The sequence below is a fragment of the Vibrio sp. Vb2880 genome (assembly GCF_033337975.1).
GTDB lineage: Bacteria > Pseudomonadota > Gammaproteobacteria > Enterobacterales > Vibrionaceae > Vibrio > Vibrio alginolyticus.
In genome coordinates, this window is the sequence record NZ_JAWORT010000002.1 from 179,620 (window position 1) to 203,020 (window position 23,401).

The 23,401-nt window shown below is 46.1% G+C and carries 20 protein-coding genes; 10 read left to right on the forward strand and 10 right to left on the reverse strand.

Going from position 1 to position 23,401, the window contains the following annotated elements; all coding sequences use genetic code 11:
• The first annotated feature begins 326 nt into the window (after nt 1-326).
• Complete coding sequence (locus R7M92_RS02730; protein WP_318132645.1) at nt 327-1,931, forward strand: S8 family peptidase; 1,605 nt, start codon at nt 327-329, stop codon at nt 1,929-1,931.
• Nucleotides 1,932-2,212: 281 nt separating this feature from the next.
• On the opposite strand, the gene fabG is transcribed toward R7M92_RS02730, so the two are convergent.
• The 4 genes from fabG to R7M92_RS02750 form a co-directional block, all read right to left on the reverse strand.
• Nucleotides 2,213-2,932 (reverse strand): 3-oxoacyl-ACP reductase FabG, encoded by a 720-nt coding sequence (gene fabG / locus R7M92_RS02735; RefSeq protein ID WP_318132646.1) that lies wholly within the window; start codon nt 2,930-2,932, stop codon nt 2,213-2,215.
• Nucleotides 2,933-3,232: 300 nt separating this feature from the next.
• Nucleotides 3,233-4,027 carry a metal ABC transporter permease gene (locus tag R7M92_RS02740; protein ID WP_005373725.1) on the reverse strand — a complete coding sequence of 265 codons (795 nt, stop codon included), beginning with the start codon at nt 4,025-4,027 and terminating at the stop codon, nt 3,233-3,235.
• 3 nt (nt 4,028-4,030) lie between these two features.
• Nucleotides 4,031-4,957 carry a metal ABC transporter solute-binding protein, Zn/Mn family gene (locus R7M92_RS02745; protein WP_258670472.1) on the reverse strand — a complete coding sequence of 309 codons (927 nt, stop codon included), beginning with the start codon at nt 4,955-4,957 and terminating at the stop codon, nt 4,031-4,033.
• Nucleotides 4,947-6,089, reverse strand: coding sequence for a hypothetical protein (locus R7M92_RS02750; protein WP_318132648.1), 1,143 nt, complete (start codon nt 6,087-6,089; stop codon nt 4,947-4,949). The genes R7M92_RS02745 and R7M92_RS02750 overlap by 11 nt, the downstream gene beginning before the upstream one ends.
• Before the next feature lie 208 nt (nt 6,090-6,297).
• On the opposite strand from R7M92_RS02750, the gene R7M92_RS02755 reads away from it, so the two are divergent.
• Entirely contained in the window at nt 6,298-6,969 is a 672-nt protein-coding gene (locus R7M92_RS02755) for a cupin domain-containing protein (protein WP_130546406.1), read from the forward strand.
• Between the two features lie 73 nt (nt 6,970-7,042).
• On the opposite strand, the gene R7M92_RS02760 is transcribed toward R7M92_RS02755, so the two are convergent.
• The gene (locus R7M92_RS02760; RefSeq protein ID WP_005373737.1) at nt 7,043-7,282 is read right to left on the reverse strand and encodes a YdcH family protein; all 240 of its coding nucleotides are present in this window, start codon (nt 7,280-7,282) and stop codon (nt 7,043-7,045) included.
• 233 nt (nt 7,283-7,515) lie between these two features.
• Here R7M92_RS02760 and R7M92_RS02765 point away from each other — a divergent pair, with 233 nt between their 5' ends.
• The gene (locus R7M92_RS02765) at nt 7,516-8,553 is read left to right on the forward strand and encodes a DUF4382 domain-containing protein (RefSeq protein ID WP_318132649.1); all 1,038 of its coding nucleotides are present in this window, start codon (nt 7,516-7,518) and stop codon (nt 8,551-8,553) included.
• Nucleotides 8,554-8,633: 80 nt separating this feature from the next.
• On the opposite strand, the gene R7M92_RS02770 is transcribed toward R7M92_RS02765, so the two are convergent.
• A complete protein-coding gene (locus R7M92_RS02770; protein ID WP_213961042.1) occupies nt 8,634-9,530 on the reverse strand; it encodes a LysR family transcriptional regulator in 897 nt (298 codons plus the stop codon).
• A gap of 80 nt (nt 9,531-9,610) precedes the next feature.
• The gene (locus R7M92_RS02775) at nt 9,611-10,480 is read right to left on the reverse strand and encodes an AraC family transcriptional regulator (protein ID WP_005387011.1); all 870 of its coding nucleotides are present in this window, start codon (nt 10,478-10,480) and stop codon (nt 9,611-9,613) included.
• 124 nt (nt 10,481-10,604) lie between these two features.
• Between R7M92_RS02775 and R7M92_RS02780 the strand changes: the two genes are divergently transcribed.
• Nucleotides 10,605-11,753, forward strand: coding sequence for a PLP-dependent aminotransferase family protein (locus R7M92_RS02780; RefSeq protein WP_017819834.1), 1,149 nt, complete (start codon nt 10,605-10,607; stop codon nt 11,751-11,753).
• 412 nt (nt 11,754-12,165) lie between these two features.
• A complete protein-coding gene (locus R7M92_RS02785) occupies nt 12,166-13,194 on the forward strand; it encodes a hypothetical protein (protein ID WP_053304579.1) in 1,029 nt (342 codons plus the stop codon).
• A 79-nt stretch (nt 13,195-13,273) separates the two neighbouring features.
• On the opposite strand, the gene R7M92_RS02790 is transcribed toward R7M92_RS02785, so the two are convergent.
• The gene (locus tag R7M92_RS02790; RefSeq protein ID WP_031778841.1) at nt 13,274-13,600 is read right to left on the reverse strand and encodes a DUF4156 domain-containing protein; all 327 of its coding nucleotides are present in this window, start codon (nt 13,598-13,600) and stop codon (nt 13,274-13,276) included.
• 224 nt (nt 13,601-13,824) lie between these two features.
• Between R7M92_RS02790 and R7M92_RS02795 the strand changes: the two genes are divergently transcribed.
• Complete coding sequence (locus R7M92_RS02795; RefSeq protein WP_213867583.1) at nt 13,825-14,535, forward strand: biotin/lipoate A/B protein ligase family protein; 711 nt, start codon at nt 13,825-13,827, stop codon at nt 14,533-14,535.
• Between the two features lie 284 nt (nt 14,536-14,819).
• Nucleotides 14,820-16,388 (forward strand): DEAD/DEAH box helicase, encoded by a 1,569-nt coding sequence (locus tag R7M92_RS02800; RefSeq protein ID WP_213867582.1) that lies wholly within the window; start codon nt 14,820-14,822, stop codon nt 16,386-16,388.
• 106 nt (nt 16,389-16,494) lie between these two features.
• Here the strand turns inward: R7M92_RS02800 and R7M92_RS02805 are convergent, their stop codons facing one another.
• On the reverse strand, nt 16,495-19,374 hold the full coding sequence (locus R7M92_RS02805) for an MGH1-like glycoside hydrolase domain-containing protein (RefSeq protein ID WP_213867581.1): 2,880 nt from the start codon (nt 19,372-19,374) through the stop codon (nt 16,495-16,497).
• A gap of 220 nt (nt 19,375-19,594) precedes the next feature.
• On the opposite strand from R7M92_RS02805, the gene R7M92_RS02810 reads away from it, so the two are divergent.
• Nucleotides 19,595-20,506 carry a LysR family transcriptional regulator gene (locus tag R7M92_RS02810; RefSeq protein ID WP_020841841.1) on the forward strand — a complete coding sequence of 304 codons (912 nt, stop codon included), beginning with the start codon at nt 19,595-19,597 and terminating at the stop codon, nt 20,504-20,506.
• Here R7M92_RS02810 and R7M92_RS02815 read toward each other — a convergent pair.
• On the reverse strand, nt 20,459-21,394 hold the full coding sequence (locus R7M92_RS02815; protein WP_193447406.1) for a LysR family transcriptional regulator: 936 nt from the start codon (nt 21,392-21,394) through the stop codon (nt 20,459-20,461). The two genes, R7M92_RS02810 and R7M92_RS02815, sit on opposite strands and share 48 nt — an antisense overlap.
• Before the next feature lie 200 nt (nt 21,395-21,594).
• On the opposite strand from R7M92_RS02815, the gene grxB reads away from it, so the two are divergent.
• Nucleotides 21,595-22,224 carry a glutaredoxin 2 gene (grxB, locus tag R7M92_RS02820; RefSeq protein ID WP_213867580.1) on the forward strand — a complete coding sequence of 210 codons (630 nt, stop codon included), beginning with the start codon at nt 21,595-21,597 and terminating at the stop codon, nt 22,222-22,224.
• Between the two features lie 10 nt (nt 22,225-22,234).
• A complete protein-coding gene (locus R7M92_RS02825; RefSeq protein WP_130546416.1) occupies nt 22,235-23,359 on the forward strand; it encodes an alkene reductase in 1,125 nt (374 codons plus the stop codon).
• Nucleotides 23,360-23,401 lie beyond the last annotated feature (42 nt).

The following is a 23,401-nucleotide window of genomic DNA, read 5'->3' on the forward strand; positions in this document are numbered from 1 at the left end:
AAAGGATAGTTAGGTTTTTATTGCGTAAATTATAGGTAAGATGAAGTCATATAACAGGCAATATGTCAGGTGTGTAGAATTATTCTATTTTAGGGATTTTGCTCTAAGTCTAAATGAATTTTTGCATTTCAATTTCAATAAAGCTTGGTTATTGATCATGTTTCTGAGTATGCGAATTATTATCAATTATGCATATGATTGCTCATTGTCTAGTTTGACTTGTGTAACGTCACTTCAGCACGTACTACGCTGATTGTCTGTGTTTTCGTGTTGACAGTTTGGCACTAGGTAAAAATCAACAAGACTATGATTTCAAGGAACATTTTATGTTAAAGAAACTACTAAGTTGTTGTATCACCTCCGCGCTCTGTTTTCATTCTTCTCTCGCTTTTTCGCAACCCAATGAGCTTGCGGACAGTGCAGAGTTACAACAAGCTCCCAACACATTGCCTGCCACTTTGATGCTTGCACCGGACGACATCGCCATTGCAGATCGCTATATTGTGGTATTTCAACAGCCGCAAATGATGGTGAGCAATTCAACGGAATTCGAGCAATTCACGCAACAATCCGTAGACCGCATGTCTGGTTTGTATTCGATACAAGTGGAGTCGGTTTTTGACCACTCGATAAGTGGATTTGTCGCTAACTTGAGTCCTGAGCAACTAAAAGATCTGCGTTCTGATCCTCGTGTGGACTACATTGAGCAAGACAGAATCCTATCGCTTGACCCAATAGTCTCGGCAGACGCAAATCAAACCAATGCCATTTGGGGACTAGACCGAATCGACCAACGAAACTTGCCACTCGATAACAACTACAGTGCCAACTTTGATGGGACTGGGGTAACGGCTTATGTTATCGATACGGGTGTGAATAACGCGCATGTTGAGTTCGGTGGTCGCTCAGTTTCAGGGTATGACTTTGTCGATAACGATGCAGATGCAAGTGACTGTAATGGACACGGCACACACGTAGCTGGCACCATTGGCGGCAGCTTGTATGGTGTTGCGAAAAACGTCAACCTTGTCGGCGTGAGAGTATTGAGCTGTACCGGATCGGGTTCTACTTCTGGTGTTATTGCCGGTGTGGACTGGGTGGCTGCGAACGCTTCCGGGCCTTCAGTCGCCAACATGAGTTTAGGCGGCGGTCAATCCGTCGCTCTGGATAGTGCGGTGCAAAGTGCGGTTCAGTCAGGTGTCAGCTTTATGCTAGCAGCAGGTAACTCCAACGCCGATGCGTGTAACTATTCTCCAGCACGCGTTGCTTCCGGAGTAACTGTCGGATCGACCACTAGCACGGATGCACGTTCGAGTTTTTCAAACTGGGGCAGTTGTGTGGATGTATTTGCGCCAGGTTCACAAATCAAATCTGCATGGTATGACGGTGGCTACAAAACCATTAGTGGCACTTCGATGGCGACTCCACATGTGGCGGGTGTAGCAGCATTGTATCTTCAAGAAAACCGTTCACTGTCTCCAAGCCAAGTAGAGGCCTTGATCGTTAGCCGTGCAACAAGCGGAAAGGTGACGGACACAAGAGGCAGCGTGAACAAGCTACTTTATAGCTTAACGGATGCAGATTGTGGCCAAGACTGCGGTGGCCCAGACCCAACACCGGACCCAGAAGGCAAATTAACCTCGGGCGTGTCAGTAAGTGGTTTAAGTGGTTCAACTGGTCAAGTAGCGTATTACTATGTTGATGTAGAAGCTGGGCAGCGCTTAACCGTACAAATGTATGGTGGCAGTGGCGATGCGGATTTGTATCTCCGTTTTGGAGCAAAACCAGCACTGAATGTATGGGACTGCCGACCTTTCAAATACGGTAACAATGAAACATGTACGGTCAGTGCGACACAAAGTGGACGTTATCACGTCATGATTCAAGGTTACTCAAACTATAGCGGTGTCAGCATTCAAGCGAGCTACTAGTTATTCTTCTCGTTACTAAAAGAGAGCAAAGCCCGCTTTTCGGTGGGCTTTTCTTTTGGGAATACTGTGCTTTAGGGAATACTGTGCTTTAGGGAATGCAGTGTTTAAGAGGAGACGCTCGACGCTATTCAAACGTATTGGCCTTTTGCTTCAAAAACTCAACTCGAAGCGGCATCGAAGCTTTCTATTAGTGAGTAGTACTCGCATAAGTCGGGTTCCTCAAACAAAAAAGCCCTTTACATAAGTAAAAGGCATTTTTATTTTAGATTTTGATTAGCGAGCTATAATACCAACCCACCGTCAATCTTGAGCACTTGGCCTGTGATGTAGGCGCTCTTGTCTGAGGTTAAGAAAGAGACGCCATTGGCGATATCTTGAACTGAGCCCATGCGCCCTAATGGGGTTTTGCCTTCCATCATTTGAATAACTTTCTCTGGCAGGTTCTTGGTCATATCGGTGGCGATAAAGCCTGGCGCGACACAGTTGACGCGTATCTGTGCACCCTTTCTTGAAAGTTCTTTCGCCCAGCCTTTGCTCATTGAGATGACGCCGCCTTTACTTGCGCCGTAGTTGCTCTGGCCGATATTACCATCCGTTCCCACTATAGAAGAAATGCTAACAATACTGCCTGTGCCCTGCTCTAGCATGACAGGAGCAATACATTGGGTGAGTAAGAACACCGCTTTTAGGTTCACGTCGATCACGCTGTCCCAGTCTTGCTCTAACATGTCTGGCAACAGTGCATCTCGAGTGATGCCCGCGTTGTTAACCAGAGCATCGATTCTTCCGTGCTGCTCTACAACACTTTCTACCACTTCACTGACGGCTTCGGCATCACACAAGTTGACTTGATAACTGCTTAGCTGCGCCGACTGGCTCCATTCCACGGGCGATATGTCTAGCCCGATTACGTGGAATCCATCCTCCAGTAATTGCTCACAAATCGCTTGGCCAATACCACGAGCCGCACCAGTGACTACTGCTACTTTTTCCGGTTTCATCTTGGTCTTCCTTAAATGTTGAGATTACAAATTCGCTTGTATCCCTAGCGTTTTTTGTTTTTATGCCTAGTCGCGTTACAGCTGCGCTTCTCATACGCAGGGTCTTTTATATCTTATAAAAACTATAGAAACAGTCTGGGAGTCGGATGTGAACTAATCAAGGCAACTTGATGACTATGGCAAGAACAACGTAAGAAAGTGTGTTGGAAGGCGCAAAGTTACACGATTGGAGGGCTTGGATAGAAAAGTATTGGTCTGATTACTCAAATACTACGTCATCAGACCAATATTACTTGTCTCTTAATCTCTTACAAAAGCTGGTTTTGTTATTTTCACCAGAAAAGGCTGAAGCAAGAGATTAAACAACATGCCAGCAATAAACAGGGTGATCACAATACTCGCACCACTCGGTAAGTCATAGCGAGCCGATGCGGCAATACCCGATAAGATCCCAACAATACCAATGCTGATACTGGCGACAAAGAATCGAGTTCCCTTCAATGCTGCCGCACATAAAGCTGGAATCACCAACAAAGCAAATTCTAAATAAATGCCGGTTAACTTGACCGTAATGGGCATCAGAATAGCAAAGATCAGATAAAAACCACTACCGCGCATAAACGCAGGTTTTAACCAAACCAATAGCAACATCGCAGCGGTAATGAGTGCCAAAGGCCAAACGTCTGCCCAAGTCGCCCATAACAGTTGCCCATTAAGAATGCCTTGAATAAAGTCTCCGCCGTGTGGGTCTTTGCTCACCAGCAGGATTGCCAGCGATGCAGACACGACAAACAAGCTGCCAATCATGGGCTCTAAATGCTGCTGGTATCGTTTCTCCATTAAGGCAATCAAACCGCAAAGCATCAAAGACATCACCCAAGGGCCAATCATTTCGCCAAAGAATGAGCCTGAGAACAGCGCGTATTGGCTCAACCAGTAGTGGCTTAGTGCTGCCCCCAATGCCGCGACTTGCGCCACCGCCAAATCTATAAAGATGATCTGACGATTAAGAACTTGTTGCCCCAGAACGATATTGCCAACTAACGCAATTAAACCACACAAAACCGCAGGTAAAAGCCATGCATAATCCGCCATGACTTAGATCTTCACAGGAACGGGTGGCACTAACACATCCAGTAAATCATCAATGACCTGATCGTACATCTCATCCAAGCTTTCACCCTCAGAAACGGTCAATGGCAGTTGAATCACAGGTTTGTCAGTATGATCTTGCAACCAGTTCGCTGGACGCTGATCCTGATGAGAGGAGTAAACAATCGCATCAAAACTGTCGGCATTTAACTTGGTAAGCGATTGCAGGTGAGATGTGGTCGGTGAAATGCCCGGTTTAGGTTCGAGATCGGCAATCTGCTTCATTCCGAGCCAATCGTACAAATAACGATACGTCGCGTGATAACCGACAACTTGCTTACCTTTTAAAGCAGCCCCTTTCTCATTCCATTCTTTAAGCTTTTTACGCCAATGAGCACGAAACTTCATACCATTCACTTGGTAACTTTGTGCGTTGTCGGGATCAATCGCTTTTAGGCGCTCCGTGACTTTACGAGATAATGGAATCATGTCATTTGCCGCAAATTGAACATGTGGGTTACCGTGAGCGTGTATATCTCCCATGCTACGGTCAACGTGAGCATGAGTATCTAACATGCGCACGAAGTCCGTCGCGTAGATCATGCTCGGCGCACCATTTTGCACCGCCGCATTGCTGCTACGAACTTGCAGCATAGGTAACCACCCCACCTCTAGCTCTGCGCCCGAACACATTGCCATGTCCGCTTGGCGCATCTTCGCAATCAAAGAAGGACGAGCTTGTACGTAATGTGGGTCTTGCTTAGCCGTTGTCGCTGAATAAATACTGGCATCTGGCGCGTGGCTTTCGAGAAAGGCTTTCCATTCTGGCTCACAAACGAAAATGTTTAGAGCCGAAGCAGGCGAAGCAATGATGGCAGCTCCTGCCGCCATCATCACCAAACTACATTTATTTAATGTCAGCTTAGAACGCATGAGCACCGTGCGCTCCAAATGTCATCACGTATTGCAGAGTGAACACGTTGTCTGTCTCGCTGTCTTGGTTATCAATGCGAGTGTATTGCGCACGGATAGTACCGAAATGAGAAGAATCCCATGCGATCATCGCATCCATTTCTTTATCATTCAGCTCAGTGAAATGCATGTGGTCGCCGTGTGCATGACCATCGTAGCTTTCTGCTTCGCCGTAACGTAGACCTGCTGACCAGCTTGGGTTGAAGCGATAAACACCCGAAACATAGTAAGCGCTTAAGTTGTCTGGTGACTCTGCATCGTTTTTATATTTGCTGTCTACCACACCGTCTAGCAGCATGTATTCAGCCGATAGCGTGAAGTTGCTGTATTTGTAATTACCGTCTGGTGCCCATTTCCAAACAAAATCAGCCCCGTAAAGGTTCGCACCTGTCACTGCTGCGCCATGATGGTGATCGTGATCATGCTCTTCTTCATGACCGTGGTCGTGATCTTCGAACTCTTTAACCTTGCCGTTTTCGTTGCGCAGGTAACTTAAACCAAACTGCCAACTTGAAGATTCGGAGAAGTCATTCCCAAGCTTCAGCGTCGTGGTGTACACGCCAACTTCAGAACCATCTTCGACAGAAGACATTTTGCTACCACTAAGCGCTTCTACACCAAATTTTACGTAAAGGTCGGTTGGCAACACGATGTTTGCACGTACACCATCATCGTAGTAGTGCGAGCCAAGGAAAGTACGATAAGCAATTGGACGCTCAACAAAGCTATCGGTGTGCATGTGTTGGTTATTCAGGTAGCCAAAGTCAGATAGGAATCGGCCAGCGCGCACGTTTACACCATATGGCAATGCCAAAGTTTCGATGAATGCTTCTTCAAGCTCTAATTCTGTCTCATCGCCATGACTTTCAAGAACAGCGGTCAACGCACCGTGAAACTTGTCGTCGATATTCGATGAGAAGTTTAATTCCGTATGGCCTAGACCAAAGCCTTCTTCGCGCTCAGAATTATGACGTTGGCCATCTTGGTAGTAGCCATCAACAACAACACCAATCTGTGGGTTCGATAGTGTGTCGGCAAAAACAGGGGATGCAAAAATGCTACCGATCACGAGAGACACCAATTTCTTATTCACTACTTTTTCCTTTTTGTTATGTTATAACATTTAATTTCGCGATGTTATAATATAACAATTCTCATTACACAAGCAGAAATTTAAATTAGGCTCCGATTTCATGTTCGTACTCAATCCATGAATTAGGCTATCAACAAATGAATCAATTGATGTTTTTTAAACGTATACTAATGAGAATTAGTAATTAAATAAGTAACGGAATTTCAATATGTTGAATATGGATTTTTCAAAAAGAATCGTGATAGATACTGCTCAACAGGAATGGATCGCCAGCCCTTCCAAAGGTGTGTGGCGCAAACCTTTGGAACGAGAAGCCAAAGAATCAGGGCATACCACCAGCGTTGTTAAATACGAGCCAAATTCGCAGTTTTCGACTCATCCTCACCCTCAAGGAGAAGAAATATTGGTGCTCGAGGGGGTATTCTCTGACGAATACGGTGACTACCCTGCCGGCACTTACCTTCGTAACCCTCCAGGAAGTCAACACGCACCATTTAGCAAAGAAGGCTGTGTGATTTTAGTTAAACTAAATCAGTTCGAATCTGAGGATCTTGAAACAGTTCGCATTAATACAAACCAAGCGAGCTGGCAGAGTGGTGTCGGTGGGTTGCAAGTCATGCCTCTGCATCATTTTGAGCACGAACATGTCGCGTTGGTTAAATGGCCAAAAGGTGAGAAGTTTCAACCACACCGTCACTTTGGTGGTGAAGAAATTTTCGTATTGTCAGGCGAGTTTAGAGACGAGCTAGGTACCTATCCCGCTCTCTCTTGGATCCGAAGCCCACATATGAGCGAGCATTTTCCTTTTGTAGAGCAAGAAACGATCATTTGGGTAAAAACTGGTCACCTGCCGCTCCAAGCTCCTGCTCAGCACTCCTAATGTTTGCACACTTGGCATCGTCCATTGGAACTAAAATCGGCCCGCTATTTACGAGCCGATGATCATTTCGTCACTAAGAACCCATTATTCGCGAGTGGAGCCAGTCTTTGAGCTCAGCCCGGTTATGTTTTAACACGTTCATTTCGTGATCATCAATCGGGCTTCCTTGAAGTTCTAGTACGCGGATTTCCTTATCTAAAGCATTGTAGTTCTTAACGGTTTCAGCAAATGATGCATCGTTTTCGGTAAGCTGAGTAATGGTATCCAAATGTTCTGGGAATTCATGAGTTAATGAGTGATTTTCACCTAACATAGAGACCTCTTGGCTAGAGTTGTTGATGTATTTATCCGCTCATTTTTTGAGCGACACATTTCTAACCATAGCACTTCAAATAGCACAATATCGTCGATTTGAGCACACTTTTACTGAACTTCTTAGTCATGGTTTATCACTCTTTTTAACCGCGCGACTCCGCTCGTTATTATTCTGTGTTTTATCAATAATCGACTACATTTAATACACTTCTCATAAAAAGGTACATCTAAATGAACAGCATGAAAATTGGCTTGATCAGTGCGTCAATAACAGTTGCGTTGATTGGCTGTAATTCAGACAGTGACTCTGTCAGCACAATGACTCCGGTTACCTTGTCTGTATCAGATGCCCCTATTGATGACGTATCAGAAGTGGTTATCGCATACAACAAAGTGGCATTTCTCCCTTTGGATGGTGGTACACCACAAGTTTTCGATGTGTATAAAACCGACGAAGACGGAAATTTCGTTGACGAAAATGGTAATCCTCTGCTCGATAACGAAGATCCAATACCATTAAGCGTTAACTTACTCGACTTCCAGGGCAGTAACGCTCAAGAGTTAGTGGACGATGAGCTGATACCCACTGGCAATTACAAACTCTGCGTGTTTGCGAATGATGGCGATCATCCGGATTATCCATCCTATGTTGTTGATGAAGCGACCGGCAATCAAATACCACTGACCGTAAAAGGTGATGGTGCTTGCCCACAAGGTGTCGGAAAGGATCCTGACTCTGGAGTACTGTTCTTTAACAACACCTTTGCAGTCAACCCTGACAATAATGAGTTCGTAGTTGAATTTGATCTGCGCCGTGGCTTAAAAGACGGAACTGGGCAAAACGAGGGTTACAGTATTCAGCGCACCTCAGTCACTTTAATTAACACGGTTACAACGGGTGAAATTCAGGGAGATATCGCAACATTGACCTACCAAAACTGCGAAACGGATACCCCAAGCGCAAATGGGTATGCACACGCGGTCTACCTATATGAAGGAAATATCGCCGAAGAGAACATGGGGCCATTTGCAGGCGCAGAAGGCCAAATAATGCCAATCGCAGCGGCGAACGTAGTGGAAGACATTGATGAAGCAAATTACGAATATGAATTTGGCTTTGTAGAGCCCGGTACGTACTCCGTCGGCTATACCTGTACCGCAAATGACGATTCTGTAGATGGTATTGTTGCAGGTGAAACCTTTAGCATTTATCAATCTACCAGCGGAATTAGCGTCTTTGTTGGTACCGATACAAACGCAGACTTTTAATCTCTCTAACACTGCAGACCCTGCATGGGTCTGCTTTTTTTGCTATTCCAACTGAGCACGGATTATGGTCTTTGTGACTTTTAAACCTCTTCCCAATAAGGTGGCGTGCCATAGTATTCAGCAAAGTAATCAATAAAGGCACGCACCTTAGGCGCAATTAAACGAGAGCTTGGGTACACAGCCCAAATCCCAGCATCCATCGCTAAAGGGTGATCTTCGAGTACTTCCACTAGCTGACCACTTTGTAATTCTTGATAAACACTCCAAACTGAGTTGATAGAAATACCTAACCCGTTTACCGTCGCGTCTCTCATCGCATCACCATTATCAGTTTTAAAACGACCAGAAGTTCTTACATTGACCATTCCATCTTTTGTATTGAATGACCAATTATTCATTCCAACTAAGTTAATACATTGATGATTCGTCAAGTCTTGGGGCTTGTTAGGTCTCCCAAATTGTTCAATATAATCTGGTGATGCAACGATAATACGACGATCTGGCGCAAGCTTTCTTGCGACCAATGAAGAATCTTTCAACTCAGCGACACGAATGGCGACATCGAAACCTCCCTCAACCAGATCAATAATGGAATCAGAAAATCGGCAGTCCACGGTTAACCCTGGGTAACGCGCCATAAAACCTTTTAATGCGGGCACAATATGCAAGCGACCAAAAGTTGCAGAGGCGGTTATACGTAATACTCCCGTTGGCGCACTCTGCCCTGAGCCAACAGCTCCCCTTGCTGCCTCCACTGTTGCAAGGACCTCCTCCGCGTGAGGTAAAAAAGCCTGCCCTTCTTCAGTTAAGGAAACTTTGCGTGTGGTGCGATGAACTAAACGAACTCCTAAGCTGTCCTCAAGTTTGTTGATGTGCGCACTAGCGACAGCAGGAGAAAGTCCAAGCTCCTGACCAGCCATGCTGATGTTGTGTGTCGAAGCCAAACGGACAAATAGCTTTACATGATCGATGTTCATTTAATTTTCAATTATTTGTAAAAAATCACCATATAGAGCTTAGCATTTTCTTCCTTACGGATAGTAAATAAATACTCCAGTTAGAAAAAACTGATGGGCAGATAGAAGTCCAGCTCAAACGCCTCATCATGGCTAAGGAAATGGTTTTTATGATAGTGAACATAAGCGGGAGTAGAACGCTGCTTAAAGCCTGAATTCGGCAACCACTTTTCTAACACCATACTCAATTGAGGAAGAAGCTCTCCATATACCCCTGTTAAGCGAAAAACAGCATGCAAACCACCCGGAATCGTCATTTGATTCACGACACCGCGTACTTTAAGCGGCTTATCAATCGCCATACAAGCCACATAGCGACACTTATCGAGCTCAACCCAAGCGGGGTTGGAGTGATGCAAACCGTATTGAACCGAAAAGTCCCGATTCTCAGAGCTTGCCCACGCCTTCAAAATCAGCCACGCATTACGAATGGAACGGCTATAACCCTCATGCCGCACATAAGCCGCAAAGCGTTGTGGAACCTCCATAATTTTAGGTTCTGGCAACTCGCGTTTAGCAACCCGATGATAACCCGCAGCCACTTCCGGATCTTTTAGATACGGCTTTTCTGCGACTTGTAAATCATGCTTTCGCCACGCGCCAGGAGACATAGCGAACGTTGCTTTAAATGCTCGGCTAAAAGAAGATACCGAGCTAAAGCCGCACTTGTTAGCAATGTCTAACACCGACGAGCTGGTATCAAACATCAGTTGATTGGCGGCGTATTCCATTCTTGTGCGACGGATATATTGATGGACAGACTCCCCTACCACATCTTTAAAAATACGATGGAAGTGCTGTTCAGAATAGGCTGCTACATCTGCTAGCTCTTTAGCCGATAAATCTCTGCTAATGTCCTGGTGAATGTAAAACAGCACGTCATTGATTCTGGAAACTTGTTGATGGCTCACGGAGTAAACTTTCGCTTAAATAGCATAAACAGACATGTTTAACAGCATAAATGGACACACCAAGCTTGGCAATTTACCTATACTATTTCTGACATAAAAAAGACAATTACGAGAAGCACAGCACATGGAAATCGCACAGTCATTACAACAAACTAAGTCATCCTACATCCGAGAGATCCTCGCAGCAGCGAGCGATAAGAACGTTATTTCTCTTGCAGGTGGCTTGCCGGACGAAAAAACCTTCCCGATCGACTTAATGAAACCGACTCTCGAAAACCTCGCTAATATGCCAGAGGTGTTTCAATATGGCGCAACAGCAGGCTACGCCCCGCTACTTAACTTTTTGACCGATTATTACCAGCTGCCAGAATCTCATTTGGCGATGATCACAACGGGCTCTCAGCAAGGGCTAGATTTGATTGCGCGTGCGTACGTGAACCCGGGCGATAAAGTGGTGATGGAAGCACCGAGCTACCTTGGTGCTATGCAAGTATTCGGTCTAGTGCAAGCCAACATCGTGACCGTTTCACAAACCGAGTGTGGCCCAAACCTTGAAGAACTCGAACAATGCTTTGCCACGCAGCAACCAAAAATGTTCTACGCCGTACCCGATTTTCACAACCCAACGGGCGTATGCTGGGCGCTAGAGACTCGCCAAAAAGTTGCCGAGCTTTGTATACAATACGACGTGGCGTTCATTGAAGACGCACCATACCGCGAGCTGCGTTTTTCTGGTGAAGCGCTTCCACTGGTTTCGGACTTCTGCCCACAGCACTCCATCGTATTGCGCTCTTTCTCCAAAATAGCTTCACCAGGCTTGCGTATTGGTGTAGTTACGGGCAAAAGCAGCTACCTTGAGCCACTTATCAAAATTAAACAAGGTGCCGATCTGCACTCTAGTATTCCTATGCAAGCTTTGCTGCATGGCCTGCTGCAACATGACAACTTCGAAACGCACATTTCAACCATCTGTGCGCTTTACAAATCACGTTACGATGTCATGTTTGCTGAACTGCAAAAACAGCTGCCAGAAAGTTGCGTACTCAAACCCGTCGATGGTGGTATGTTCGTTTGGGTCGAAATTCCAGAATGCGACACCTTCGAACTGGCGAAAAACCTTCTCGCAAACTGGGTTGCTGTAGTGCCGAGCCCGGTCTTTTATCCAGAAGGTTCAAAGGTAAAAGCCGCTCTACGTCTTAACTTTACCAATGCTACACCAGAAGAACTGACGACAGCTGTCTCTCGACTCGCGGATGTCCTCAACACGTTGTAATTGAGCGCGAGTGTAAGAACCTGCCTTTGAGATTCAAAATAAGTCTCAAAGGCAGCATCAAAAAAGTTCCCCAAAAAATTTATATTTTTCCTTCAAATCAACTCTCTACAGTAAGTGCCTGTTTTCTCTTGATCCTATCACTCATATAAAAATGAGAACCTAATCACGTATTTGATGGTTAGAAAAGTTACGTCTATCTTTCAGACAAAAGACATCAACTTCGCAGCATTAATGCTCTCAATTTCAGACACTTTACTCAGTCGTGGCTTAGCGATTGAGAAAACGACTAGAAAGCATCTGCGGGCATACCCACTACGAAGGATTGACCAAAACCATTCTGAATGTCGCGAGCCAGTCGCTTGATTGGCAATTACGTCAGTGAATCGCACCAAATGACAGAGGGGTTATCAGGATGAACACTCGAACCACGACAGGACTCGTCACCATCGGCTGGTCCGTTACACTTTCACTTTTTACCGCATTCGCCGTGTATGCCAATACGTCGCCAAACTGTAGTGACGTATTAGCGGGCAACACAACCGCCGCATCGCAAAAAATGATGGTTTTATTGGGCGAAGACATCACCAAATCCAACCGTATCACTACGGTGATTCCAGCCGAAAACAATCCATTTGTGACCGAAGAACTGGTTTCGGTTTCTAACGACGTATCGCCAAACGGTCGTCTTTCACAAAAGAGTTTGGAAGAGATTCGGAAAGTCCGCTCAAATCTAGAGAAAGCAGCACAGGAAGTAAGCCGATTACAGGGCACTTTTGAAGTGGCTTTCATCAGTTTGATTGATGGTTACTGCCAATTTTCTAATCATAAACGTACTCAACATGCCAAAATCGACTTTGACCATTTGGAAGGCCTCACTTTGTATTCAATCCCCGCTTTAATAGCAATGGTCGATCAGTCGTACTCCATGGCAAAGAATCGAATCGCTAATGAGCAGAAACAGTTAAGCGACATTGAAAAAGAGAAACAGCGGCAGAAACAACAAGCAACCGCGGCAGCAGCCGCTCGTTACCAAGACGGTAACGTACTCGTAAGAGTCGAGAACTTTGATGGCGCTAATGTGACATTTTCCGTTACTAACATTGGATCACAAGGATCATTACAACCAAATTTCAACACGTTTAATGCCTATCGCACAGAAAGTGGAGAATTAATCTACAAGTCAGAATCTTTACTACACCTGGCGGATACTGCAGGTAACACACTTGAAACAATGGGTATCGCTGAGCTCTCATCACAAGGTGGAAGTGACATATCGATCTCTCCTGGAGAAACCCGAAAATTCGTTACTAGCATTGCTTCAGAAGTCGCGCCACATACACAGTTGAGCTTAGAGTTTCCAGCCAAAGTACTTAATACCGAGCGAGACTTTACGTTGTCGTTTTCTGATACATCAGCGGTGGCGACAGCAAACGTCAATTAACGCAAAGTCTCCAGTATTTGTAGAGCGCATCAAAGACAGGCGAGCAGCGCCTGTCTTTCAATTATGATCAAGCCAATAGCTACTGTTTGCACTTGTAAGCATTTGCAAACATCGTCACTGACGTAGAAAAGCTCAACGGTTGATATAAGTACAAGGTATCTGCGCCTAAATCTGCCGCCTTGAGGCGCATTTGGTTTAACGTACCCCAAACCATGTCTTTATCGGCGTGAAGCCAATAGTCGTAAAAGTGTCCTTCTGAGCCGATCACGGTACCCATTAGTTCACAGTTTTCAATCGCATTCACATTGTCCCAAAGCACCTGTACTTGCTCAGATTCTTGAGTTGGGAACGTCACACATCCCGTTAATGATGCCGCTAACGCGAGAGTCATCACTCGCTTTTTCATACTTATATCGCCAAAAATTTTCATAGATGGCAGATTTTATGAATGGCTGATGTGATGACTAGCAAAAACTTTTTATCGCGTGTTCAAGCAAACTTAATGGACAACGGGAAAGACTCAAAAGGTGATCATGCAACTAGCGAGCAAAAACCTAATCACTCAAACCTAGCAATAAAGCTGTATCTGAGATACAACAGTAATGATTAAATAGCCGCGAGGGATAGAGTTTGGTTGCTAAAAATAAGCTAATTCGCTACACAGCTACGGAAGTCGCTGATGCATTTGACAAAGAAGATGAGCTCATTAAACAAGTTCAGTCCAACCAACTCTCGCAAGTGCTATTGCTTTGGCAAGTAAAAAGTCCAACGCTCGTGCTTCCCGTGGGTAAGAAATGGCCAGTGTCTAATGAGTTAGAACATGCGTTAAATACGTCTGGCTGGAAGCTCTTTTCTCGTAAAACCGGTGGTGCCCCAGTCCCTCAGGTGCCAGGTATTATCAATCTATCCCACATTTACCACTGGCCAGAAGGCGAGCCTTACAACATCAAAAAAGCGTATCTCGATTTATGTGCGATATTAACGGTTTTCTTTAAACAGCTCGGCGTGAAAGTGGATGTTCATGCTACGCCTTATTCCTACTGCGATGGCGAGTACAACCTCAACATTGGCGGGCAAAAAGTCGTGGGAACCGCGCAGCGTGTTTTACTTAAAAAAGGCGGCGGACAAGTGGTATTGTCACAAGCATGCATTCTGATTGATGCCGACGTCGAGAAGATTGTCGAACCAGTACGAATGTGTAATCAGCTTTGCGGTCACAGCGATGATATTCGTGGTGATGTCCACACACCGCTCTTCCATCATATATCCGACCGTCCGTCGGTAGATTCACTCTTTCAGCAATTAACTAGCGCGTTTTTAATGCATGCAAAAGCGGAGTAATGAAAGGATCAAGCGCCCCCTTGCTCCGAAAAGCATTCGATAAACTCAAACTGCATGCCGTGATAACGATGTAAGAATGGGCATCGCCAACGTAAAACCATTCAATCGATCGATCAAACCAGTTATCAGTTTTGCCTGCCAAAAATAAATGAGATCCAGTTCAAATATTTATCCATGACGGAATTAGTTGAAGCCTGCGCGTAAAAGCCTCAGAATGTCGCACTTTTCGCACCGATTTATTTTCGGCGCGTTGTTATCTAACTCTACAATTGAGAATCATACATATGGGTTTTACCTCGTTAGGTCTATCTGCTCCAATCCTTAAAGCTATTCAAGAGAAAGGCTACGACACCCCTTCGCCAATTCAGGCAAAAGCAATTCCTGCTATTTTGGAAGGGAAAGACGTAATGGCAGCAGCGCAGACTGGTACAGGTAAAACAGCAGGCTTTACGCTACCGATTCTTGAGCGTTTATCGAACGGCCCTCGCGTTCGTGCTAACCAAGTTCGTGCACTTATCCTGACGCCAACGCGTGAACTTGCGGCTCAGGTGCAAGAAAACGTGTTTATGTACGGCCGTCATCTTCCACTAAGCAGTGCGGTTGTTTTTGGTGGCGTGAAGATCAACCCGCAAATGCTGCGTCTTCGCAAAGGTGCGGATGTGTTGGTTGCGACACCAGGCCGCCTGATGGATTTGTACAACCAAAATGCAGTGAAGTTCGACCAACTAGAAGTTCTGGTGCTGGATGAAGCAGACCGTATGTTGGATATGGGCTTTATCCGTGACATTCGTAAGATCCTAGCTCTGCTACCAAAACAGCGTCAGAACCTACTTTTCTCGGCAACTTTCTCGGATGAAATCCGCGACCTTGCGAAAGGCTTGGTGAACAACCCGGTTGAGATTTCAGTGAACCCGGCGAACTCGACGGCGAGAACGGTTGAGCAAAGCATCTACCCAGCAGACGTGAAGAAGAAAGCTCCGATGTTGGTTAAATTGATCAAAGACGGCGATTGGAAGCAAGTGCTGGTGTTTACGAAAACAAAACACGGAGCAAACCGTCTAGCGAAGTTCCTGATCGAACAAAACCTACCTGCTGCTGCCATCCACGGTAACAAGAGCCAAGGCGCGCGTACCAAAGCACTGGCGGATTTTAAATCGGGTGAAACTCGTGTGTTAGTCGCGACGGACATTGCTGCACGCGGTATCGATATTCCTCAATTGCCGCAAGTGGTGAACTTTGAGCTACCTAAAGTGGCGGAAGACTACGTTCACCGTATTGGTCGTACTGGCCGTGCGGGCGAAGTAGGTAAAGCGATTTCACTAGTGTGCGCGCTAGAAGCATCTGAGTTGTTTGCGATTGAACGTTTGATTCAAGAAGTACTACCACGTAAAGAGTTGGAAGGTTTTGCGCCAACCAATGTGGTGCCAGAATCTAAACTGGATACTCGCCCAATCAAACCGAAAAAACCTAAGAAGCCGAAAAAACCAAAAGCGCCAAATGCTTCGGGTGAAAACGCTCCAGCAACCGAAAAGAAAGCAGGCAATGGTGCAAACAAACCTAAACGTCGCTTCAACGGTGGTAGCAACGGCAACAAAAACAGCACCAACCAAGGCGGTGCAGGCAAGCCTAAAGGCAACCGTGAAGGCCAAAGTCGTGCAAACAGTAAACCAGATGACCGCAAACCTAACGGCAACAAGCCAAATGACAATAAACCGAGTGGAAATAAACCAAACGGTAATAAGAGTGGCAACGCTGGTAAACCGTCTGGTAACCGCAAGCCAAACAATGCTAAGCCTGCAGGAAACAAACCGTCAGGTCAGCGCCGTAAACCTCGTCCGCAGGCTGCAAACTAATCTGTAAACGGCCACCGATAGCAAATACAACAAAGCCGCTGATAATCTCAGCGGCTTTGTTTTTCTTAGAACACAGTTTTCTAGAACACTGCTTTGTTAAAACAGCCTACATTAAAGGTGTGATTCGAATATCAGCGATTTGCGCTTCGTTCTTTTCACCCTCAATACCACCAGCGTAGATGTAGGTTTCATTCGATGTGAGGTAACTCATATTGAAGTGGTCCTTCAGCGCGATCTGATAGGTTTTCCCCTGCTCCAAAGTCACTTCAATTGGCGTTGAGTAACGCATACCTTGGTTTTCACCAATATGGCCCATCTGCAAGTAACCTTGACCAACCACTCTACCTGCATCATCCAATACCTCTAACAATTTCACGGTGTTCGTGATGCCAGTATTGAGTTGCCCTAGGTTATTGTTGTACCAAGCATCGAACTGGTAAGTGCCCGTTACAGGAGCTGTAAACGACTCTGCACCTTTTACGATGCCACTGTCTTTGCTCACCGTAACCACTGAGACATTGTCTTTGAGTGGCTGATATTCGCCATCAAGTTTGATGCGGATCTCTTCACCGACACAAACAGGTTGGCTTGGGTTAGAACGGAAGCCTTTATCGTTAATGCTTTCAGCCAAATAACAAGCAAAACCTGTTGGCGTATCGGAATAAGATTGGGCAACCACGTTCTTTTGAATCAGCTCGCCATTGCGATACAAGTTCACGTTGTACTTGCTCGTCACGTCAATCGAAACCGAATTATCAACGCTTTTTACTACCAGTTTTGGCTCTTGCGGAGAATAAACGCGGCTATCTTCACTCACATACGGTTTCACACCAGAAACTAAAGTAATGCTGCTATCTACGTTCACTAGCGCGCCCAGTGTCACGTGGAAATGCCCCTCTTCGTCCATTGTGACATTTTCAACTGGGTAGTAGCCCGTTTCATCTTTGCTTACTTCAGGCAAATCAATGGTTACCGAGTAGTTCTTTCCTTTGAAGGCAAAGTTTTCCAACTTGATTTGTTCAGACTGAGCCAACAACTTATTGCGCACCCAACTTGTGATAAATGGCTTCACTTCCAACTTACCTGTTTCGGTATGGATGCCGAATAGCGTCTCTACCACCATGTTCAAGTAGCCACCCACAGACCAAAGCTGACGCTGAGAGTTAATCACTGGGCCATCCAAGCTCGGATCTTCGCCATGATCACTATGGATGATGAATGACTTACCAGAAAGCCACTCTAAGTTTTCCATGTTGGATAAATTGGTTGCCGTACCACGAACCAACGATTGAATGGCATTGTTCGCCGCTGCCACGTTTTGTGTTTGATGCGCGGCGCGCAAACTGTACGCGGTAACAAATGGCCAAATTGCGCGGTTATGGTACACAGGCACGTCCGGTTGTTGAGGGAAGTAAACCGGCACACCAAACTCACTGTGTGGGTAGTTGGCCATGATTTGTTTCGACTGCGCATCACTTGCCACACCACTGATGATCGCCAGTGCTTCGCCCAACATGTCGTATTTGTCGACCGCGATGTCTTTGCCATTATCAAACAAATAACTTACGTACATACCGCGTTCGGCATTCCAAAACTGCTCGTTGATAGCGGTTTTTAACTGCTCAGCCCAATCGGTGTATTTGACCGCGTTGGTTGAATCGTACTTCTCTGCCAACTTAGCCGCGAGCTGAATCGCGCGGTAGTGAACCACGTTTGTCGATAACGCTTTGCTGCTACCAATCGCATTGACATCGTTTGGCGTCCACGTTGAGTAAGTTTGCTCACGCCAATCGAGGAATGATTGCTCACCAGTGTATAAACCGGATTTCGCATCAAAAGCCGCCAGGCGATCGGCTTCAAGTGTATTACTGATAGCGTTATATGCGCGCTCAGCAAACTGGTTGTACTCTTCTCCATCCAATGCCGAAAGTAAGCGTTCTGCACCAAGCGCCCAAGTCGTGCGGTCGGTACTGATTGGCCAGCTGCCGCCAGTGCCCGTATCTTGCACAATCTGCTCGCCATCATATTGCTGATCGGTCGTGTCGCGGAAAGCAGACAATTTGAAATTCAAACCATTTTGCACGCGAGTTGGATTCATCAATGCAAGCGAAAGGTCTGCTGCGTACGCCAAATCACGCGTCCACACGTAATGCCACTTCGCGCCCGTCTCAAAAACTTCCGCTTTGATTGGGTTGTTGTAGTTGTAATTGCCGTCTTTGATTTCAGAAACAGCAAGCTGGTCTAGCTCTTTCATCGTCAACGCAAACAACGCGTCAAACGCGACATCGCCCGACACCACTCGCGGCCCTGTTTGTTCATTAATCACTAAGCCTTGGTCGAGCGCATCACGCAATTCTGTCGTCGTTGAAATACCAAATTCACGCAGCTCAGCTTTAGGATCTTTCACCGAGAAAATCACGCTATCACTCGAGTCATCGTAATTGGCGAACAGTTTCACTTCTTTATTCTGATGCCCTTCATGCACCATTGCAGGGTCGAGAATCGCATCAGAGTAGTATTTTTCCGCTTCTTCTTGCGTTGCTTTCGTCACAGTCATTGTCGCGCGACTTTCATCGGCAAAGCTCACAGAAAACTTGTAATACCCTTTGTCTTCAAACGTGATCTCAGAGTTGCAATCATCGTTCATACACGCTTCATTCGTGTCTGGTTTTGGCAGGTACTCTTGAGCTTTATCGAACGCCGCGGGCTCCTCAAAATAGGTGTATTGGATCTGCCAACCCGGATCAGCAATCTTGAACTGATTGCTACCTCGAGCGACGCGCAGTACGGTTTCGTACTCGTTATTACCCAAATAGTTTAGCTTGGCATGCTCTGCCGTGCCCCAATCCCCATTTAAACCACGTAAATATAAGTCGGCTGAAATAATTGGTTTGTCGACTGACACTGGCGCATCAGAGGAATCTGACCCACATCCAGCAAGACCAATACAAGACGCGACAGCAAGCGCAATAAAACTCGGTTTCATGTTCATCCCTTAGATTGTTGTTTTGGCGACAGTCTAAAGAACACCTTTTTGAGGAGAAAATAGGAAGTCAGGAGCGAGCTATAGATAACATCTATACGTCAGACCCCAACAGTGATGTAGATCTATGAAATGCGCATAATTTCAATCAAATGAGATTACAGATTTGTGATTTATAAATGAAATTGTGCAAAATACACCTCGTTCTTAGAGGGGAAAGAAAATGGACAAATCTCTGCAGCAATTTTTACTGGTTGCACGCTGCCAAAGCATCAGCGCTGCAGCAAGAATGGCAGGGTTAAGCCAGCCAACGGTAACAAGCAATTTAAAGAAGCTGGAAGAGAATCTCGGCGTGACGCTGTTTGAACGTCACCCTAATGGCATGGTGTTGACCGAATACGGGCGCATCCTCTATCGCCATAGCAACGCGATGCAGCATGAATACAACCAAATGATGCAAAGCATTGATGAACGGAAACAGTACCAAGTCGGAAAAATTAAAATGGGTACTGGCGATGCGTGGTGGCCGCTGTTCGTCAAACAAGCACTCAATGAACATCTGACCAAGCAGCCATCGGCATCTACACACGTCGAATTTGGCAACCACTTAGGCTTGATGGATTCATTAATCAACGAACAGATTGAATTCTTCATCGGCCACGAGATTGTCGGCTTATCGTCTAAATGCGATGTTACGTTTATTCCGTTATTTCAAACGGTTGATGCCTATTTTGTTTCCCCAAACCATCCACTGCTAGGTAAAACCGTCACCGAAGAGATGCTGCACGAATACCCTGCTCTTTCGGTCACTTATGACGCTAAGAAATTCGCTCACGTCATCGATAACCCAATCCCGAAACAAAATGAACGCGAAAGGCAGCAACTGGATGACAGACCGACTTACGAAGTGGATTCTCTGCTCGCCAGTATTGATGTACTGAAAGAAAGCGTCGCGGTGATGTCTTATACCCGCCATCTGCAACCATATTTGGAATCTTTTGGCTTACGATGCTTAACCATGGAAAACGAACCAAACCCTGGCACCGTCGGGATTTATCGCCACCGCCGAGAAACCTCGGAATCGCATCTAGATCTGATTGCTGGTATCACTCAGCGCGCTAAATTGCTCAACTAGAAAGTCCAAAAACAGGCGAACTCTTTTCGGTTGATATTGACGGCTTTGATAAATGACATGCAGATCCGCTTCAGCGCCTTGCGAGAAGGCGCTGAAGTTTTTCATATACCCATCCAAAACCGTTACTAAACGTTGTTGTTTGAGGTCTTGCTGAATATCTAAAATCGATTTCAGCGCAATCCCCGCACCGTCCAACGCCCATTGTCGAATCACTTCACCATCATCAGAAAATCGCTTTGGCGTGACCGTGATCGATTGGTGAGACTCTTCATCTTTAAAGTGCCACGTTTTTAATTCTTCATTGCTGCGGACCATGGCTAAGCAGCGATGGTCCGCGAGATCTTGAGGACAGTTTGGGACACCTTGCTTCGACAAATAATCAGGTGACGCGCACAGCACACGTTGACTCGATGCTAGCTTGCGCGAAATGAGATTACTGTCCGCTAACTCACCGTAACGAATCACTAAATCGAGCCCCGATTCAGCCAAGTTCGATAAATTGTCATTAAGATAAAGATAAGGCGTCACATCCGGATATTGCTCAGAAAAAGCCGACACCATCGGCGAAATAATTTGTTTGCCAATATCTCGTGGAGCTGAAATTTTCAACGTTCCGCGCACTTCCGAAATACCCGTTTGCAGCAAGTTTTCCGTCTCTTTCACGCTATCAATGATGTTCAGACAAGCTTGATGGTACATTGCCCCTGCGTCCGTGAGTGATACGTGGCGTGTGCTTCGGTTGAGCAGCTTTACGCCATAGCGTTCTTCTATCGCTTGCAGCCTTGCCGTTACCGTCGCCGGAGACAAACCTAACTCCCTTCCCGCCGCTGCCAGACCTTGATGTTTAACGATGCTGACAAACAACGTCATATCCGAAAACTTATCCACCTTCGCGCCCTTATTATTTGGAAAAACTGAATAATCAATTCAGATATAACCCAATTATCAAATTAAGTCGAATCCATATACTGACCCTATCGACATTGTTTAGACCCAGAACGTTATGTGACAGGGCAAAGTTAAACGCCGTAACGCTGTTCAACGCACAACAACACGCCCTACCCAGCCAAGAGAATAGGAAACAAAAAATGAGACTGTACATTTATGAACATTGCCCCTTTAGCGCCCGCGTCCGTTTTGTCGCTGGCATGCTGAATATTCAGCTCGACGTCATCAACATTGCTTATGACGACGAGAGCACCACCACAAACATCATCGGCGCAAAACAAGTTCCTCTTTTGATCAAAGACGATGGTGAAGCGATGGCGGAAAGCTTAGACATCATCAACTACTTCCTTGAATTGGCATCTTCCAATGAAAGCAGCCAACCCTCAGCGCCGGTTTTAGACTGGCAAAAACAAGCGTTTTTACCGCTACAAAAAGTCGGGTATCCGCGTTGGTCAAACATGACGTTACCGGAATTTGCAACAGAAACCGCTAAACAAGCATGGCGTGCAAAAAAAGAAACCGAAGCGTTAAATTTTGAAGCCTTGATTAACGATACACCTGCGATTGCGAAAGAAGTCGCCGCTTTGATAGAACAAACCAAACCCTTGCTCAACCTAAGTTCAGAAAAGCAAACGTCACTGGTTGACCAAGCCATTATGTTCTCTATTCTACGCGGTTTTTTCAGTGCTCCCGAAGTGCAATGGGATCCAGCCGTACTTCATTGGATGGCAACCGCTCGTAAAGCGACCAACGTGCCAGTACTTATCTAAGGAGCGCAACATGCAACAAAGATCAAATAAGCTGTTTGAACCAGCTCAACTGAAAGCCTTGTCACTACAAAACCGTATTGTCATGGCACCAATGACTCGCGCACGCACCACTCAGCCGGGCAACATCCCGAATGAGATGATGGCAACGTATTATCAACAGCGCGCTTCTGCCGGGCTGATCATTTCCGAAGCCACACAAATTTCGGACGATTCTCAAGGCTATTCGTTCACCCCTGGCGTTTACACCGATGCGCAAGTGGCGGGCTGGCAGGGTGTGACCCAAGCGGTCAAATCACAAGGCGCAGCGATGTTTTGTCAGCTATGGCATGTGGGCAGAGTGTCTCACCCAACATTCCAAAATGGTGAACAGCCTATCGCGCCATCTGCGCTCGCTCCGGTAGAGACGCAAGTTTGGATTGCAGATGAACAAGGCAACGGCAATATGGTCGATTGTGTTGAGCCTCGCGCCATGACACAAGCGGATATCAACCGAGTTGTCGGTGATTTCGCGAACGCAGCCAAACGCGCTATTGAATCGGGTTTTGATGGTGTAGAAATCCACGGCGGGAATGGGTATCTGATCGATCAGTTCTTAAGAACCAACTCAAACCATCGAACAGACAACTACGGCGGTTCACGAGAAAATCGTATCCGTTTTCTTATCGAAGTGGTGGATGCAGTTATCGCCGCTGTTGGTGCGCATCGAGTTGGAGTGAGATTGGCACCATTCATTACGTTTAAAGATATGGACTGCCCAGATATCGTGCCAACAATCTTGGAAGCATCAAAACAGCTACAGGAGCGCGACATTGCCTACTTGCACTTGTCTGAGGCCGATTGGGCCGATGCACCAACGATTCCCGAGACGTTTCGAATCGAACTTAGAAAGCGCTTTCGCAACGCTATCATTGTCGCAGGTCGCTACAATCCTCAACGAGCAAACGAAGTGTTAGAGAAAGGCTACGCGGATCTTGTCGCATTCGGACGACCATTCGTAGCAAACCCAGACTTAGTCTCTCGCTTGCAACATCACCATCCGTTGGCAGAACTCGATGGCTCAACGTTGTTTGGCGGAAACGAACGAGGCTACACCGATTACCCTGCTCTGCAACAGGAATGCGCAGAACAGGCCTAACAAAAAAAAGCCCCAACCTAGCTGCTACGGTTGGGGCTGTCA